Annotated in this window: 14 protein-coding genes and 1 pseudogene; 8 read left to right on the forward strand and 7 right to left on the reverse strand. The window is 69.5% G+C overall.

All coding sequences use genetic code 11. The features are described 5' to 3' along the window. The 3 genes and pseudogenes from A5692_RS00645 to A5692_RS00655 form a co-directional block, all read left to right on the forward strand. Positions 1-235: pseudogene (locus tag A5692_RS00645) on the forward strand (magnesium chelatase); the annotation flags it as partial. Continuing rightward, entirely contained in the window at positions 228-2,207 is a 1,980-nt protein-coding gene (locus tag A5692_RS00650; RefSeq protein WP_068051077.1) for a VWA domain-containing protein, read from the forward strand. The pseudogene A5692_RS00645 and the gene A5692_RS00650, both read left to right, overlap by 8 nt. Positions 2,208-2,401: 194 nt before the next feature. Further along, on the forward strand, positions 2,402-3,250 hold the full coding sequence (locus A5692_RS00655) for an aldo/keto reductase (protein ID WP_068051079.1): 849 nt from the start codon (positions 2,402-2,404) through the stop codon (positions 3,248-3,250). Here the strand turns inward: A5692_RS00655 and A5692_RS00660 are convergent. The 7 genes from A5692_RS00660 to A5692_RS00690 form a co-directional block, all read right to left on the reverse strand. After that, positions 3,235-3,855 (reverse strand): DUF1707 domain-containing protein, encoded by a 621-nt coding sequence (locus tag A5692_RS00660; RefSeq protein WP_068051081.1) that lies wholly within the window; start codon positions 3,853-3,855, stop codon positions 3,235-3,237. The two genes, A5692_RS00655 and A5692_RS00660, sit on opposite strands and share 16 nt — an antisense overlap. Positions 3,856-3,961: 106 nt before the next feature. Next, positions 3,962-4,741: an enoyl-CoA hydratase family protein gene (locus tag A5692_RS00665; RefSeq protein WP_068051083.1), complete on the reverse strand. Its 780-nt coding sequence runs from the start codon at positions 4,739-4,741 to the stop codon at positions 3,962-3,964. Further along, positions 4,741-5,907, reverse strand: coding sequence for an acyl-CoA dehydrogenase family protein (locus A5692_RS00670; RefSeq protein ID WP_068051085.1), 1,167 nt, complete (start codon positions 5,905-5,907; stop codon positions 4,741-4,743). Before A5692_RS00670 ends, A5692_RS00665 begins: the two co-directional genes overlap by 1 nt. Beyond that, the gene (locus A5692_RS00675) at positions 5,908-7,887 is read right to left on the reverse strand and encodes a biotin carboxylase N-terminal domain-containing protein (RefSeq protein WP_068051087.1); all 1,980 of its coding nucleotides are present in this window, start codon (positions 7,885-7,887) and stop codon (positions 5,908-5,910) included. 5 nt (positions 7,888-7,892) lie between these two features. Then, a complete protein-coding gene (locus A5692_RS00680; RefSeq protein ID WP_068051089.1) occupies positions 7,893-9,488 on the reverse strand; it encodes an acyl-CoA carboxylase subunit beta in 1,596 nt (531 codons plus the stop codon). Beyond that, positions 9,485-10,633: an acyl-CoA dehydrogenase family protein gene (locus A5692_RS00685; protein WP_068051090.1), complete on the reverse strand. Its 1,149-nt coding sequence runs from the start codon at positions 10,631-10,633 to the stop codon at positions 9,485-9,487. The genes A5692_RS00680 and A5692_RS00685 overlap by 4 nt, the downstream gene beginning before the upstream one ends. Beyond that, a complete protein-coding gene (locus A5692_RS00690) occupies positions 10,630-12,339 on the reverse strand; it encodes an acyclic terpene utilization AtuA family protein (RefSeq protein ID WP_068051092.1) in 1,710 nt (569 codons plus the stop codon). Before A5692_RS00690 ends, A5692_RS00685 begins: the two co-directional genes overlap by 4 nt. A gap of 289 nt (positions 12,340-12,628) precedes the next feature. Between A5692_RS00690 and rpmF the strand changes: the two genes are divergently transcribed. The 5 genes from rpmF (at position 12,629) to A5692_RS00715 (ending at position 17,231) form a co-directional block, all read left to right on the forward strand. Further along, on the forward strand, positions 12,629-12,802 hold the full coding sequence (gene rpmF, locus A5692_RS00695; protein ID WP_007168835.1) for a 50S ribosomal protein L32: 174 nt from the start codon (positions 12,629-12,631) through the stop codon (positions 12,800-12,802). 66 nt (positions 12,803-12,868) lie between these two features. Further along, complete coding sequence (gene mprA / locus A5692_RS00700) at positions 12,869-13,558, forward strand: two-component system response regulator MprA (RefSeq protein WP_068051094.1); 690 nt, start codon at positions 12,869-12,871, stop codon at positions 13,556-13,558. A gap of 16 nt (positions 13,559-13,574) precedes the next feature. After that, positions 13,575-15,119, forward strand: a complete 1,545-nt coding sequence (locus tag A5692_RS00705) for a HAMP domain-containing sensor histidine kinase (RefSeq protein ID WP_068051096.1) — start codon at positions 13,575-13,577, stop codon at positions 15,117-15,119. Between the two features lie 76 nt (positions 15,120-15,195). Continuing rightward, positions 15,196-16,674, forward strand: coding sequence for a S1C family serine protease (locus A5692_RS00710; protein WP_068051133.1), 1,479 nt, complete (start codon positions 15,196-15,198; stop codon positions 16,672-16,674). Next, complete coding sequence (locus A5692_RS00715) at positions 16,674-17,231, forward strand: molybdenum cofactor biosynthesis protein B (protein ID WP_067921405.1); 558 nt, start codon at positions 16,674-16,676, stop codon at positions 17,229-17,231. Before A5692_RS00710 ends, A5692_RS00715 begins: the two co-directional genes overlap by 1 nt. Positions 17,232-17,242 lie beyond the last annotated feature (11 nt).

Raw genomic sequence — 17,242 nt, forward strand, 5'->3', positions numbered from 1 at the left:
GTCGCTGGGGTCCGCGGTCGAGGGCGGTTCGGCGGTCACGACGGGCGAGCGGGTGTCGGCCAAGGACGTGCTGGCCGCGGTTCCGGCCCTGCCCGTGGTGGACAAGATCGCGGCCAAGGTCAACGCGCAGTCCGAGGGCGAGCGCGCCGCCGCGCTGGAGCTCGCGCTGGAGGCCCTGTATCTGGCCAAGCGGATCGACAAGGTGTCCGGGGAGGGCCAAACCGTCTATGGGTAAAGGGCATTCGTCGCGGTACTCGGCGTACACCGGCGGGCCGGACCCGCTGGCCCCGCCGGTGGATCTGCGCGAGGCCCTCGAGCAGATCGGGCAGGACGTGATGGCCGGCACCTCGCCGCGCCGCGCGCTGTCCGAGCTGCTGCGCCGCGGCACCAAGAACATGCCCGGCGCCGACCGGCTGGCGGCCGAGGCGAACCGGCGCCGACGGGAATTGTTGCGCCGCAACAACTTGGACGGCACCCTGCAGGAGATCAAGAAGCTGCTCGACGAGGCGGTGCTGGCCGAACGCAAAGAACTGGCCCGCGCGCTCGACGACGACGCGCGCTTCGGCGAACTCCAGCTCGATGCCCTGCCGGCCTCGCCGGCCAAGGCCGTTCAGGAGCTCTCCGACTACAACTGGCGCAGCAACGAGGCCCGCGAAAAGTACGACCAGATCAAGGATCTGCTCGGCCGCGAGATGCTCGACCAGCGCTTCGCCGGGATGAAGGAGGCGCTGCAGGGCGCCACCGACGAGGACCGCCAGCGCGTCAACGACATGCTGAACGACCTCAACGACCTGCTGGACAAGCACGGCCGCGGTGAGGACACCCAGCAGGACTTTCAGGACTTCATGAACAAACACGGCGAGTTCTTCCCGGAGAACCCGCGCAACGTCGACGAGCTGCTGGACTCGCTGGCCAAGCGCGCCGCGGCCGCGCAACGCTTCCGCAACAGCCTGAGCCCCGACCAGCGGGCCGAGCTGGATGCGTTGGCGCAGCAGGCATTCGGGTCGCCCGCGCTGATGCAGGCGCTGAACCGGCTCGACGCGCACCTGCAGGCCGCCCGGCCGGGGGAGGACTGGACCGGGTCCGAGGAGTTCTCCGGCGACAACCCGTTCGGCATGGGCGAGGGCACGCAGGCGCTGGCCGACGTCGCCGAGCTCGAGCAACTGGCCGAGCAGCTTTCGCAAAGCTACCCGGGCGCCACCATGGACGACGTCGATCTCGACGCGCTGGCCCGCCAGCTCGGCGACCAGGCCGCCGTCGACGCGCGCACGCTCGCCGACTTGGAACGGGCGCTGGTCAATCAGGGATTCCTGGACCGGGGTTCCGACGGCCAGTGGCGGCTCTCCCCGAAGGCCATGCGCAGGCTGGGCGAGACGGCGTTACGCGATGTGGCGCAACAGCTTTCCGGCCGGCGCGGCGAGCGCGACCATCGGCGCGCGGGAGCGGCCGGCGAACTCACCGGCGCCACCCGGCCGTGGCAGTTCGGTGACACCGAGCCGTGGAACATCTCCCGCACGCTGACCAACGCGGTGCTGCGGCAGGCCGGAACGGCCACCCTGGACGGCGGTACCGGATCGCTGAAGATCACCGTGGACGACGTCGAGGTCTCCGAGACCGAGACGCGTACCCAGGCCGCGGTCGCCCTGCTGGTGGACACGTCGTTCTCGATGGTGATGGAGAATCGCTGGCTGCCGATGAAGCAGACGGCGCTGGCGCTCAATCACCTGGTATGCACGCGATTTCGTTCCGACGCCTTGCAGATCATCGCGTTCGGCCGGTACGCCCGGACGGTGACCGCCGCCGAGCTCACCGGCCTGGAGGGCGTCTACGAGCAGGGCACCAACCTGCATCACGCGCTGGCGTTGGCCGGCCGGCACCTCCGGCGGCACCCCAACGCGCAGCCCGTCGTCCTGGTGGTGACCGACGGTGAGCCCACCGCCCACCTGGAGGATTTCGACGGTGACGGCACCACCGTGTTTTTCGATTACCCGCCGCACCCGCGGACCATCGCCCATACCGTGCGCGGCTTCGACGACATGGCCCGCCTGGGCGCGCAGATCACGATCTTCCGGCTGGGCAGCGACCCCGGCCTGGCCCGGTTCATCGACCAGGTCGCCCGGCGCGTCGAGGGACGCGTCGTGGTGCCCGACCTCGACGGCCTGGGCGCGGCCGTGGTGGGCGACTACCTGCGGTCGCGCCGCCGCTAGCCCGCCCGGGTTGCGGCTAGCCGGCATGCGCTCACTGGCGGTGGCCCGCAGCGTCAATGGACGCCAGCGGCGAAGACACGCACGTCCGGCCTCGGCCAGGCTGGGGTATCGGGCGCGCCCTCGTAGCGGGATGCTCGTTGCCGCCGATAAGACCGCGGCCGACCGGGTATAGGACGTCACGAAGGAGGAGATGCATGAGCAAGGTTCCAACGATCGAACTCAACGATGGTGTCGGCATTCCGCAGCTCGGTTTCGGCGTGTTCCAGATCAAGCCCGACCAGACTGTGGCGGCGGTCAAGACAGCGCTCGAGATCGGCTACCGGCACATCGACACCGCCGAGATGTACGGCAACGAATCCGAAGTCGGACAAGGCATCCGGGACGCGGGTCTCGACCGCGCCGACGTGTTCATCACCAGCAAGCTCAACAACGGGTTCCACAAACCCGACGACGCGCGCCGCGCCTTCGACGGAACCCTCAAGGCCCTCGGGTCGGACTACGTGGACCTGTTCCTCATCCACTGGCCGCTGCCCACGCTCTATGACGGCGACTTCGTCTCGACCTGGAAAGTGTTCGAAGAGTTCGCCCGCGACGGGCGCGCCCGCAGCATCGGCGTCTCGAATTTCCAAGTCCCACACCTGGATCGGCTCGCAAACGAAACCGACACCGTCCCGTCGGTCAACCAGATCGAGGTTCACCCCTACTTCGGTAACGAACAGGTCCGGGCGTACGGACGCGAACACGGCATCGTCACCGAGGGGTGGGCACCGATCGCGCAGGGCAGGGTGCTCGACGATCCGGTGATCAACCGCGTCGCCGAGGCGCGGGGCAGGACGGCGGCACAGGTGGTGTTGCGCTGGCACATTCAGCGCGGCGACATCGTCTTCCCCAAGTCGGTGACCCCGGAACGGGTTAAGGAGAACTTCGAGATCTTCGACTTCGAACTGGATCACTCCGACATGGACGCGATCTCAGCCCTGGACAAGGGTGAAGCGGGTCGGAACGGGCCTAACCCCGACAAGTTCGATTACGTGCCCGGCTGATGCTCGCCGCGGGGCCGGCGGGCCTTGCGAATGATGCCGACGGCGCCCCACAGCGAGAAGCCGCGAATGTTCACCTTGGGTGCGCCGGGGGTGCCCTGGCCGAGGACGCTGCGGTCGAAGTTGCCCATGACGCCGCGGCCGTGAATCTCGACGTTGACTTCGGGCGGCAGCAAAATTCTCGTCGCGCCCATGATCGACATCGCGTGGATGTCGACCTCGGTCGAGGTGAAGTCGGCGTAGCGCAGATCCACCACGCCGTTGCCCCACAACGCGAAGGTGGTCAGCTTCTTGGGTACGTTCCACCGGCCCCGCCGCTCGAAGCCGCTCAGCAGGGCCAGCAACAGCGTGGACGGCGCAGGGTTGGGCTTTCCGCCGCGGCGCGGGCTGATGGGTGCGCCCGGCAGATCGGCCCGCAGCTGGTCCAGTTCCGCGTACGTGGTCGCGGCATACGCCCTGGTCAGACGGTCTTCGTAGTCCTTCATCTGCAGCCGGCCCTGCTCGGCCGCGTAGGCCAGCAACTGCGCGAGCTGGATGCGATCAGTGTCGGCCGCGCGCGACGATTCGTCGCGCGTGTCGTTCGCATCGCGTTGCGCGGAGTTGCTCATCACCCACGAGCCTACGACGTCCGGCTATTGCCGCAAGAGGATTGGTCAAACTGCAACCTTGACCCGCGCCGGCCGGTTCGGCCGGCGGGGTTTGTTTGACACCTGGCTAACTCGTCCAGCTCGGGGCGCGCTTCTGCAGAAACGCCAGCATGCCCTCGCGGGCTTCGTCGGACACGAAGAGCCGGGCCGACTCTTCGGCGAGCCGTCCGGCGTCGCGGTCGAACCCTTCCAGCACCGCCGCCGTGGTCAGCGCCTTGGAGGCCGCCAGCCCCTGCGGCGAACCGCGGCCCACATCGGCGAGCAGCTTTGCCACCGCGGCGTCGACGTCCTCGGCGGCCATCGTGATCAGTCCGATGTCCGTCGCCGTGGCGGCGTCGAACGTCTCGCCCGTCAGGTAGTAGCGCGCCGCGGCGCGTGGCGACAGCTTCGGCAGCAGGGTCAGCGAGATGATCGCCGGGGCGACGCCGATTCGGGCCTCGGTCAGGGCGAAGGTGCTGCGCGGGCCGGCGACGGCGATGTCGCAGGCGCCGACGAGCCCGAACCCGCCCGCGCGGACATGCCCGTCGATGGCGGCGATGACCGGCAGCGGCGAGGAGACGATGGCCCGCATCACCGCGGTCATTTCGCGGGCCCGCGCCACCGCCAGATCAAAGGGATCGCCCGCGCCGGCCTCGCTCAAGTCCGCGCCGGCGCAGAAGGTGTTGCCCGTATGGCCCAGCACCACTGCGCGCACGGCCGGCTCCGCCGCCGCGTCGCGCAGCCCCTGATGCAACTGCTCGACGAGCGCGGTCGAGAGGGCGTTGCGGTTGTGGGGCGAGTTCAGCGTCAGTCGCGCGAACGGCCCGCCGCTGTCGGCGGGACCGGCGTATTCGACCAGCGTTTCCATCAGTATGACCGGGGCAGACCCAGCGATGTCTGCGCCACGAAGTTGAGCACCATCTCACGGCTGACCGGGGCGATCCGCCCGAGCCTGGCCGAGGCGAGCATGGCGGCGACGCCGTACTCCTTGGTCAGCCCATTGCCGCCCATCGACTGCACGGCCTGGTCGACCGAGCGGGTAGCCGCCTCGGCCGCAGCGTATTTGGCCATGTTGGCGGCCTCGGCCGCGCCCGCGTCGTCGCCGCTGTCGTAGAGCGTGGCGGCCTTCTGCATCATCAGCTTGGCCAGTTGCACCTCGATGTGGCACTGCGCCAACGGATGCGACAGCCCCTGGTGCGCACCGATCGGCGTGCCCCACACCTGGCGGGTCTTGACGTAGTCGGCGGCTTTCTCTAGGGCGAAACGTCCCATCCCCACCGAGCTGGCGGCGCCCATGATCCTCTCGGGGTTCAGGCCGGCGAAGAGCTGCGCGATCGCGGCGTCCTCTGAACCGACCAGCGCGTCGGCCGGCAGCCGGACGTCGTCGAGGAAGACCTGGAACTGCCGCTCGGGACTGATCAGCTCCATTTCGATTGGCGTGTAGGAGAATCCGGGGGCGTCGGTGGGCACCACGAACAGGGCCGGCCGCAGCTTGCCGGTCTTGGCCTCTTCCGTGCGACCCACCACCAGCACGGCCTGCGCCTGGTCGATGCCCGAGATGTAGACCTTCTGGCCCTTGAGAATCCAGTCGCTGCCGTCGCGGCGGGCGGTGGTGGTGATCTTGTGCGAGTTGGAGCCGGCGTCCGGCTCGGTGATGGCGAACGCCATGGTCAGGGTGCCGTCGGCGATGCCCGGGATCCAGCGCCTCTTCTGCTCTTCGGTGCCGAACTTGCTGATGATGGTGCCGTTGATCGCCGGCGAAACGACCATCAGCAGCAACGCGCTGCCCGCCGCCGCCATCTCCTCCATCACCAGTGACAGCTCGTACATGCCGGCACCGCCGCCCCCGTATTCCTCGGGCAGGTTCACCCCGAGGAAGCCGAGCTTGCCCGCCTCCGACCACAATTCGTCGGTGTGCTCATGCGCGCGCGCCTTCTTGAGGTAGTACTCGCTGCCGTAGTTGGCGGCCCACGCGGCCACCGACTTGCGCAGGGCCTGCCGTTCCTCGCTTTCGATGAAGCTGGTGTCGGTCATTTACGAATCTCCTTCTGCTTGGGGCGCTTCCACTCTTGCCAGGACGGCGCCCACCTCGACTTGCTGACCGGTATCGACGTTGAGCTCGGCGAGCACTCCGTCGGAGGGTGCGGTGATGGTGTGTTCCATCTTCATCGCCTCCAGCCAGATCAGTGGCTGCCCGGCGCTAACGGTGTCGCCGACCGCGGCGGCGAGGCGGATGACGTTGCCGGGCATGGGCGCCACCAGGGAACCCTGCTCGACGGTCGAACCCGGCTCGGGGAACCGTGGCAGCGCGACCAGATGAACGGGGCCGCGCGCCGAGTCGACGTAGACGTTGTCGCCGTAGCGCGCGACGGCGAAGCCGCACGCCACCCCGGACTCGTCGGCGAGTGCGACCTCGTCCGCCGTCGCCGAGACCAGCCGGACCGGCTCGTCGTCGGCCAGGAGCAATCCCGTTCTGGGGAACCGGTATTCGACCCGATGCTCGCCGCCATCGGCGTCGCGGTAGGTCTTCACCTGATAGCCGGACGCCAGGTTGCGCCAGCCGCTGGGCAGCGATCCCAGGACCGGCGCGGTCGCGCGGTTGTGCGCGGCGTCGGCGAGCGCGGCGGCGATCGCGGACAGCCGGACGGTGGCGCCGTCGGCCAGGGGGGCCGACAGTTTCGTCAGGTCATGCGTGTCGAAAAATGCGGTGTCGGTGTCGCCGTCGAGGAACGCGTGATGGCGCAGCACGTTGACCAGCAGCTCACGGTTGGTGCGCAGGCCGTGCAGCCGGGTGCGGGCCAGCGCGTCGGCGAGCACGAGTGCCGCCTGCTTGCGGGTCGGCGCGTACGAGATGACCTTGGCCAGCATCGGGTCGTAGTGAATCGACACCGTCGACCCGGCGGCGATGCCCGAGTCGAGGCGGATGCCCGTCCGGTGACCCAGCGTGCCGAATCGTGATCGGACCGCCGGCACCTCGAAGTTGTCCACCCGGCCTGCCTGTGGCTGCCAGCCCTGGGCGGGATCCTCCGCATAAAGCCGGGCCTCGATCGAATGCCCGTGCGCGGCAGGCGGTTCGGCGTCGAGCCGGTCGCCTACGGCGACGGCGAGCTGCAGTTCCACCAGGTCGAGCCCGGTGGTTTCCTCGGTCACCGGGTGCTCGACCTGCAGGCGGGTGTTCATCTCCAGGAAGTAGAACTCGCCGTCGTCGTCGGCGAGGAACTCGACCGTGCCGGCGCCCGTGTACCCGATCGCCCCGGCGGCCAGCCGGGCCGCGTCGAACAGCCTGGCCCGCATGCCCGGTATGCGCTCGACCAAGGGGGAGGGGGCCTCCTCGATGATCTTCTGGTGCCGGCGCTGGATGGAGCATTCCCGTTCGCCGACGGCCCACACCGTGCCGTGGGTGTCGGCCATCACCTGCACCTCGATGTGGTGCCCGGTGGGCAGGTAGCGCTCGCAGAACACGGTCGGGTCGCCGAACGCGGACTGCGCCTCGCGGCGGGCGGCCTCGACTTCGCTTGCGAGAGCGGACAGTTCGCGCACCACCCGCATGCCGCGGCCGCCGCCGCCGGCGGAGGCCTTGACCAGCACGGGCAGCTGCGTCTCGGTGACGGCGTCGGGGTCGAGCTCGTCGAGCACCGGGACTCCGGCGGCGGCCATCAGCTTCTTGGACTCGATCTTGGAGCCCATCGCCCGCACCGCGTCCACCGGCGGCCCGATCCAGCTCAGGCCCGCGGCCTGGACGGCGGCCGCGAAATCGGCGTTCTCCGAGAGGAACCCGTAGCCGGGGTGCACCGCGTCGGCGCCGGCGGCGCGGGCGGCGGCGATGATCGCCTCGGCGTTCAGGTAGTCGTTGGTCTTCGGCAGCCGCACCCGCGCGTCGGCCTCGGCGACGTGCGGGGCGTCGGCGTCCGGGTCGGTGTAGACGGCGACGGTGCCCAGGCCCAGCCGTCGGCAGGTGGCGAAGACACGTCGGGCGATCTCGCCGCGGTTGGCGACCAGCACTCGAGTAACCATGGGGCTCACATCCGGAAGACGCCGAAGTTCGACGTCCCCTTGATCGGGCCATTGGCGATGGCGGACAGACACATTCCCAACACGGTGCGGGTGTCGCGCGGATCGATCACCCCGTCGTCGTAGAGCATCCCGGACAGGACCAGCGGCAGGGACTCGGCTTCGATCTGCCCCTCGACGGCGGCCCGCATCGCGGCGTCGGCCTCCTCGTCCACCTGCTGGCCGCGGGCTTCGGCGGCGGCGCGGGCCACGATCGACAAGACGCCCGCAAGTTGGGCGCCGCCCATCACCGCGGATTTGGCGCTGGGCCAGGCGAACAGGAAGCGGGGGTCGTAGGCCCGGCCGCACATGCCGTAGTGGCCGGCGCCGTAGGAGGCGCCGATCAACAGCGAGATGTGCGGGACCGTGGAGTTGGAGACGGCGTTGATCATCATCGAGCCGTGCTTGATCATCCCGCCCTCCTCGTAGTCCTTGCCCACCATGTAGCCGGTGGTGTTGTGCAGGAACAACAGTGGCGTGTTGGACCGGTTGGCCAGCTGGATGAATTGGGTCGCCTTCTGCGACTCCTCGCTGAACAGCACGCCGCGCGCGTTGGCCAGGATGCCCAGGGGGTAACCGTGCAGCCGGGCCCAGCCGGTCACCAGCGACGACCCGTACATGGCTTTGAATTCGTCGAACTCGGACCCGTCGACGATGCGGGCGATCACCTCGCGGGGGTCGAACGGGATGCGCAGGTCCGCGGGCACGATGCCGATCAGCTCCTCGGCATCGAACAGCGGCTCGGCCACGGGCCCCGGGGCCGGTCCCTGCTTGAGCCAATTCAGCCGGGCCACGATGCGGCGCCCGATGCGGATGGCGTCGAGCTCGTCGACGGCGAAGTAGTCCCCCAAACCGGAGACCCGGGAATGCATTTCGGCGCCGCCCAGCGATTCGTCGTCGGATTCCTCACCGGTGGCCATCTTGACCAGCGGGGGACCGGCCAGGAACACCTTGGAGCGTTCCTTGATCATCACCACGTGATCGGACATGCCGGGAATGTAGGCGCCGCCGGCGGTCGAGTTGCCGAACACCAGCGCGATGGTGGGGATGCCGGCCGCCGACAAGCGGGTGAGGTCGCGAAACATCCGGCCGCCGGGGATGAAGATCTCTTTCTGGGTGGGCAGGTCCGCCCCGCCGGATTCCACCAGCGAGATGACGGGCAGCCGGTTTTCGAACGCGATCTGGTTGGCCCGCAGGATCTTTTTCAGGGTCCATGGGTTGCTGGTGCCACCCTTGACCGTCGGGTCGTTGGCGACGATCAGGCATTCCACGCCCGACACCACTCCGATGCCGGTGACGGTGCTGGCGCCGACGGTGAACGCGCTGCCGTAGGCGGCCAGCGGGCTGAGCTCGAGGAACGGGGAGTCGGGGTCGAGGAGCAGCTCGATGCGTTCCCGCGCGGTCAGCTTGCCGCGCCCGTGGTGGCGTTCGACGTACTTGGGCCCGCCGCCGGCAAGCGCTTTGGCGAGTTCGGCGTCGATCTCCTCTAGCCGGGTGGTCGCCGTCGACGCCGCGTCGGTGTAGGCCGGGGAGTTCGGGTCGAGCGTCGACTTGAGGGTGGTCATGATTGGTATCCCAGCGTTTTCGCGGCCAGCGAGGTCAGGATTTCGGTGGTCCCACCGCCGATGCCCAGGATCCGCATGTCCCGGTATTGGCGTTCGACTTCGGATTCGGCCATGTAGCCCATGCCGCCGAACAGCTGCACGGCCTGGTTGGCCACCCATTCGCCGGCCTCCACGGCGGTGTTCTTGGCGAAACACACCTCGGCGATCAGGTTGGTCTCACCGGCCAGCTGGCGTTCGACCACATGTCGGGAGTAGACCCGGGCGACGTCGATGCGCCGGGCCATCTCGGCCAGCGTGTTCTGCACCGACTGCCGGGATATCAGCGGCCGCCCGAAGGTCTCGCGGTCGCGGCACCACTGCACGGTCAGGTCCAGGCACCGCTGGGCACTCGAATACGCCTGCGCGGCAAGGCCGATGCGTTCCGAGACGAACGCCTGCGCGATCTGCAGGAAGCCGCTGTTCTCGGCGCCGACCAGGTTGGCGGCCGGCACCCGGGCATCGACGAAGGACAGCTCGGCGGTGTCCGAGGACCGCCACCCCATCTTGGCCAGCTTGCGGCTCACCTCGAAACCCGTGGTGCCCTTCTCGACCACCAGCAACGAAACACCCGCGGCCCCGGGACCGCCGGTGCGCACCGCGGTGACGACGTAGTCCGCGCGCACCCCGGAGGTGATGTAGGTCTTGGCGCCGTTGACCACGTAATGGTCACCGTCGCGCACCGCCGAGGTCCGCAGGTGCCCCACGTCGGAGCCGCCGCCGGGCTCGGTGATGGCCAGCGCGCCGATCTTGTCGCCGGCCAGCGTCGGCCGCACGAACTCCTCGATCAGCCGCTGATCGCCGGAGGCGATCATGTGCGGCACCGCGATGCCGCAGGTGAACAGCGAGGCGAAGACCCCTCCCGGAGCGCCGGCCTGATGCACCTCTTCGCAGATGATCACCGCGTCCGCGCCGTCACCCCCGCCGCCACCGACCGCCTCGGGGAAGCCCGCGCCCAGCAGGCCGGCCGCCCCGGCGCGCCGGTGCAGGTCGCGCGGCAGCTCGCCGATGCGCTCCCACTCGTCGGCGTGCGGCAGGATCTCGCGTTCGGTGAAGGAGCGCACCGACTTTCGCAACTGTTCGCGCTCCGGCGTCGTCCACAGATTCATAGCAGCCTTTCGGGGATGTCGACATGCCGGCTGCGCAGCCATTCACCCAGCCCTTTGGCCTGCGGATCGAAACGGGCCTGATACGCAACGCCCTGGCCCAGGATGCCGTCGATGACGAAGTTGACCGCGCGCAGGTTGGGCAGCACGTGGCGGGTGACCTCGAACTCCGCCGCTTCGGGCAGCAGCTCCTTGAGCAGCTCGACGGTCAGGGTGTTGGCCAGCCAGCGCCACTGGTCGTCGGTGCGCACCCAGACCCCGACGTTGGCCGAGCCGCCCTTGTCGCCGCTTCGCGCCCCGGCGATGCGGCCCAGCGGCACCCTGCGCACCGGCCCGGCGGCAAGCGGCTCGGGGGACACCGGGGGAGCGGCGGGCGCCAACTCCAGAGTATCGGTGGCGCAAGGGATCTCGACGCGCGAGCCGTCGGCGTGCACCGCGACGTGCGGCACCTGGGTGGCATCGACGTAACCGGCGGTGAACACGCCGTAGACCTGGCCGTCACCCGGCGGGGCGGTCACGTGGAAGCCGGGATAACTGGCGAGCGCCAATTCCACGGCGGCCGAAGAGAATTGACGCCCGACGCTTGAAGAATCGGGATCGCGGACCACGCAGTGCAGCAGCGCGCTGGCGGCCTCCTCGGTGTCGGCGTCGGTGTGGTCGGTGCGCGCCAGCGACCACTGCAGCTCCGCGGGCTTTACGGTCAGCGCGGCTTCGAGCTGCCGGCGCACCAAGTCGGCTTTGGCCTCGATGTCCAGCCCGGTCAGCACGAACGTCATGGAATTGCGGAAGCCGCCGATGCTGTTCAGTGACACCTTGTAGGTGGGCGGCGGCGGCTCGCCCCGCACGCCGCTGATGCGGATACGGTCCGGGCCTTCGGCGGTCAGCTCGACGGTGTCCATCCGGGCGGTGACGTCGGGGTTGGCGTAGCGGGCGCCGGTGATCTCGTAGAGCAGCTGCGCGGTGACGGTGTCGACGCTGACCAGGCCGCCGGTGCCGGGGTGCTTGGTGATCACCGACGAGCCATCGGCGTGCACCTCGGCCAGCGGGAAGCCGGCATGGGTCAGGTCGGGCACCTCCGTGAAGAAGGAGTAGTTGCCGCCGGTGGCCTGCACGCCGCACTCGATGACGTGGCCGGCGACCACGGCACCCGCGAGAGCGTCGTAGTCGGCGCGTCCCCAGCCGAAGTGGGCCGCCGCGGCGCCGACGATCACCGAGGCGTCGGTGACCCGGCCGGTGACGACCACGTCGGCGCCGTCGCCCAGGCAGTCGACGATGCCCCACGCGCCCAGGTAGGCGTTGGCGGTCAGGGGGGAGCCCAGGCCGAGGTCGGCGGCGCGCGCCAGCAGGTCGTCGCCCTCGACGTGGGCGACGCGGGCGGGGACGCCGAGCCGTTCGGCCAGGGCGCGGATCGCGTCGGCCAGCCCGGCCGGGTTGAGGCCACCCGCGTTGGCGACGATGCGGACGCCGCGGTCGCATGCCTCGCCCAGGCAATCCTCGAGCTGGGTCAGGAAGGTCTTGGCATAGCCGCGCTCGGGATGCTTCATCCGGTCGCGCCCCAGGATCAGCATGGTCAGTTCGGCCAGGTAATCGCCGGTGAGGTAGTCCACGTCCCCGCCGGTGAGCATCTCCCGCATCGCCGACAGCCGGTCGCCGTAGAACCCGGAGCAGTTCGCGATCCGGACAGCGTCGTGAGCAGGGGCAGAGGCCATGCAGTCCTCCAATCTGCGATTCACCGGTGAGCGCAAACCAACCAACCAACCGGTAGGTTAGCGGGTCGCGCCGGTGCCACGTCAAGGACGTCCGATCGCCTCCGGCGCCGAGATCGCCACCACGGTCGTTGACGGCGCCGGATCGCGGCCGTCATGGCAATCCGGGCGCCGGCGGCGGTCGTTTTGGTGAGCAGCAGGCCACCGACTATCCTGGTAGCAATCGTCGCACGTTCGGCCCCCCGGGCCATCCCCCGCGACACGCCCCCGACACGAGGAGTTAGGCCCGACCATGGCCGTACCCAAGCGCAGGATGTCGCGCGCGAACACCCGTAGCCGTCGCGCGCAGTGGAAGGCCACCAAGACCGAACTCGTCGGTGTGACGGTCGCGGGCCAGAAGCACAAGGTGCCCCGCCGGCTGCTCAAGGCCGCCCGGCTCGGCCTGATCGACCTGGACCGGCGTTAGTTAATCTCGGCAAATACCCGGCGCGCCTCTCAGCCCGCTCTCAGGCGTCGGGACGACACTAGCCCCGTGCGGATACTGGTCGTCGACGACGATCGCGCAGTGCGTGAGTCGCTGCGGCGGTCGCTTTCCTTCAATGGCTACTCGGTGGAGTTGGCCCATGACGGGCTGGAGGCGCTGGAGATGATCGCCAGTGACCGGCCCGACGCGCTCGTCCTCGACGTGATGATGCCGCGGCTGGACGGCCTCGAGGTGTGCCGTCAGCTCCGCAGCACCGGAGACGACCTGCCGATCCTGGTGCTCACCGCGCGCGATTCGGTCTCCGAGCGGGTGGCCGGGCTGGACGCCGGCGCGGACGACTACCTGCCGAAGCCGTTCGCGCTGGAGGAGCTGCTGGCCCGGATGCGGGCGCTGCTGCGCCGCACCAAGCCGGACGACGAGGACGCCGACTCGGTGGCCATGACGTTCTCCGACCTGACGCTGGACCCGGTGACCCGCGAAGTCACCCGCGGGCAACGCCAGATCAGCCTGACGCGCACCGAATTCGCCCTGCTGGAGATGTTGATCGCCAATCCGCGCCGCGTGCTCACCCGCAGCCGGATCCTGGAAGAGGTATGGGGATTCGACTTCCCGACCTCCGGCAACGCGCTGGAGGTCTACGTCGGCTACCTGCGCCGCAAGACCGAAGCCGGCGGTGAGCCGCGACTGATCCACACGGTCCGCGGCGTGGGCTACGTCCTTCGCGAGACGCCGCCGTGACGAGCCGCATTCGACGATGATCCGGTACCAACGGCCCCAACGCGTTCCGCTTCGCGCCACCAGCTCGCTGTCGCTGCGGTGGCGCGTCATGCTGCTGGCGATGTCGATGGTGGCGATGGTGGTCGTGCTGATGGCGTTCGCCGTCTATGCCGTGATTTCGGCTGCGCTGTACAGCGATATCGACAACCAGTTGCAGAGCCGGGCGCAGCTGCTGATCGCCAGCGGTTCGCTGGCCGCCGATCCCGGGAAGGCCATCGAGGGCACCGCCTATTCGGACGTCAACGCCATGCTGGTGAACCCGGGCCACTCGATCTACACCGCGCAGCAGCCGGGTCAGACGCTGCCCGTCGGCGCGCCGGAAAAGGCGGTGATCCGCGGTGACCTGTTCATGTCCCGGCGCACCGCGCTGGATCAGCGGGTGCTGGCCATCCACCTGCCCAACGGCTGTTCGCTGCTGATCTCCAAGAGCCTCAAACCGACCGAGGCGGTGATGACCAAGCTGCGTTTGGTGCTGCTGATCGTCGGCGGCATCGGTGTCGCGGTCGCCGCGGTGGCGGGCGGCATGGTCACCAGGGCGGGTCTGCGTCCGGTGGCCCGCCTGACGGAGGCGGCCGAGCGGGTGGCGCGCACCGACGACCTGCGGCCCATTCCGGTGTTCGGCAGCGACGAATTGGCCAGGCTCACCGAGGCGTTCAACCTGATGCTGCGCGCGCTGGCCGAGTCCCGCGAGCGGCAGGCGCGGCTGGTCACCGACGCCGGACACGAATTGCGTACCCCGCTGACGTCGCTGCGCACCAACGTCGAGCTGCTGATGGCTTCGATGGAACCGGGCGCGCCGCGGCTGCCCGAGCAGGAGATGGTCGAGCTGCGCGCCGACGTGCTGGCGCAGATCGAGGAATTGTCCACGCTGGTGGGCGATCTGGTGGACCTCACCCGCGACGATGCCGGACAGGTGGTGCACGAACCGGTCGACATGTCCGAGGTGATCGATCGCAGCCTGGAGCGGGTCAGGCGGCGCCGCAACGACATTCACTTCGACGTGAACGTGACTCCCTGGCAGTTGTACGGCGACGCCGCCGGGCTGTCGCGCGCGGTGCTGAACCTGTTGGACAACGCGGCCAAGTGGAGCCCGCCGGGCGGGCGCGTCGGCGTCACCATGCGCCAGCTCGACCCGTCGCACGCGGAGCTGGTGGTATCCGACCAGGGCCCCGGCATCCCGCCGCACGAACGCCGACTGGTGTTCGAGCGGTTCTACCGTTCGACGACGGCACGCGCCATGCCGGGCTCCGGCCTTGGGCTGGCGATCGTCAAGAAGGTCGTGCTCAATCATGGTGGGCTGCTTCGCGTCGAGGACACCGTCCCCGGCGGACAGCCGCCGGGGACCTCGTTCTACGTCCTGCTGCCCGGCCGGCCGATGCCGCCCTCTGCGTATCCTGCGCCCGCCGCCGAGAACCCCGAAGAAGAATCGGATGCCACCGTTCCGGTGGCCACCGACCAGTCGAACTCTCGGGAACCGGCGAACGTTATCTCAGTGGACTCTCAGTCCGCGCGGGCAAGGTAGGTCTGCAGCTACTGTTTGAGGAGCCCGTCGAGCCGACGAGCCGAATACCGAGATAGAGGAAGTGCGACCCAGCGACATGACGAATGACCCGAGGTATTCGCCACCGCCGCAGCAGCCGGGATACCGTCCCGTGCCGAATCAGCCTGCGCCCACTCCGACCCATCCGGGGACCTCTGCTTACGGCCAGGGGCACCAGCCACCGTACAGCCAGCCATACGACTGGCGGCAGCAATCCCAGACGAGCCAGTTCCGGCAGCCCTACGACCCGTTCAACGGCACGGGCCCCGGCCGGATACCCGGGGCAACCGGGGTAGGCCCCATGCCCGGGGCCACCGGCACCGGCCCGATCCCCGGCATGATGCCGCCGATGCCGCCCGGCCCCCAAAAGCGGCCCCGCGCAGGGCTGTTGACGGTCGGCGCCTTGGCCATCGCGGTGGTCTCCGCCGGCGTCGGCGGAGCCGCGGCCACGGCCGTCGAGCTTGGCACCCACCCGTCCAACGGCAACGGGCGCACCGTCATCGGTGCCCCCAGCGTTCCCGCGGCGAACATGCCGCCCGGCAGCGTGGAGCAGGTCGCCTCCAAGGTGGTGCCCAGCGTCGTCATGCTGGAGACCGACCTGGGCCGCCAGTCCGAAGAGGGCTCCGGCATCGTCCTGTCCGCCGACGGGCTCATCCTCACCAACAACCACGTGGTCGCGGCGGCCGCGGGGCCGCCGAAGGCGCCCGTTGTTCCCGGTGCTCCCCCCGGCGCCCCGCCCGGGGGCCCTGGCGGCGGACCGGGTGGTCCGGCTCCCAAGACGACGGTGACCTTCTCCGACGGCCGCACCGCGCCGTTCACCGTCGTCGGCGCGGATCCGACCAGCGACATCGCCGTGATCCGTGTGCAGGGCGTCAACGGCCTGACCCCGATCTCCCTGGGTTCCTCGTCGGACCTCCGCGTCGGCCAGCCGGTGGTGGCCATCGGGTCGCCGCTGGGCCTGTCGGGCACGGTGACGACCGGGATCGTCAGCGCGCTGAATCGGCCGGTGTCCACCACCGGTGAGTCGGGCAATCAGAACACCGTGCTGGACGCGATCCAGACCGACGCCGCCATCAACCCCGGCAACTCCGGCGGCGCGCTGGTCAACATGAACGGCCAGCTGGTGGGCGTGAACTCGGCGATCGCCACCCTGGGCGCGGACTCGCCCGACGCGCAGAGCGGTTCGATCGGGCTCGGTTTCGCGATCCCGGTCGATCAGGCCAAGCGCATCGCCGACGAGCTGATCAGCACCGGCAAGGCGTCCCACGCCTCGCTGGGCGTGCAGGTGACGAACGACAAGGGCTCCCCGGGCGCCAAGGTCGTCGACGTCGTGCCCAACGGTGCGGCCGCCACCGCCGGGGTCCCCAAGAACGTGATCGTCACCAAGGTCGACGACCGCCCGATCAACAGCGCCGACGCCTTGGTGGCCGCCGTGCGGTCCAAGGCGCCCGGCGACAAGATTTCGCTGACCTTCTCCGATCCCGCTGGTGGTGGCAGCCGTACTGTGCCGGTGACTCTGGGGAAGGCGGATCAGTAATGCGAGTCGAAGAACCCTCGGCGGCGGGATTGTCGGAGCTCGGTTATACGGTGGCACCCATGGAGACGGGCGCGGAGTTGGTGGTCGGGCGGGCCCTGGTCGTGGTCGTCGACGATCGCACCGCCCATGGGGATGAGGACCACAGCGGTCCGCTGGTCACCGAGCTGCTGACCGAGGCGGGTTTCGTGGTCGACGGCGTGGTCGCGGTCGCGGCCGACGAGGTGGAGATCCGCAACGCGCTCAACACCGCGGTGATCGGCGGTGTCGACCTGGTGGTCTCCGTCGGCGGCACGGGCGTCACGCCCCGTGACGTCACCCCGGAAGCCACAAGGGAGATCTTGGACCGCGAAATCCTCGGCATCGCCGAGGCGATTCGGGCGTCGGGGCTGTCCGCGGGCATCATCGACGCCGGATTGTCACGCGGCCTGGCCGGGGTGTCCGGCAGCACGCTGGTGGTGAACCTGGCCGGCTCCCGCTATGCGGTGCGCGACGGGATGGCGACGCTGAACCCGCTGGCCGCCCAGATCATCGGGCAGCTGTCCAGCCTGGAGATCTGACCGCCCGAAGG

It is taken from the genome of Mycobacterium sp. E342, assembly GCF_001667665.1.
GTDB lineage: Bacteria > Actinomycetota > Actinomycetes > Mycobacteriales > Mycobacteriaceae > Mycobacterium.